At 52.4% G+C, this 248-nt stretch carries 1 rRNA gene; it reads right to left on the reverse strand.

Annotated elements, in window-relative coordinates:
• Positions 1–142: 142 nt before the first annotated feature.
• Positions 143–248: ribosomal RNA gene (locus C1Y42_RS23315) — 23S ribosomal RNA — on the reverse strand; the annotation flags it as partial.

The raw sequence follows: 248 nt of genomic DNA on the forward strand, positions 1-248 counted from the left end.
TCAGTCACATACTTCTGTATGCTCCCTCGTACCGTCTCGTCCGGCGCCTTGCCTCAGCGCAAAATCTTTCGTTTCCGCTAATTTTTCCGTCACAAGCTGAAAATTCTTTCTGTCTCTCGGCCCAAAACGCCTCTGGCGTTGTAAGGTTAAGCCTCACGGGTCATTAGTACCGGTTAGCTCAACGCATCGCTGCGCTTACACACCCGGCCTATCAACGTCGTCGTCTTCAACGTCCCTTCAGGACCCTT

This window comes from Pantoea sp. ICBG 985, from assembly GCF_002928365.1.
Lineage (GTDB): Bacteria > Pseudomonadota > Gammaproteobacteria > Enterobacterales > Enterobacteriaceae > Pantoea > Pantoea dispersa.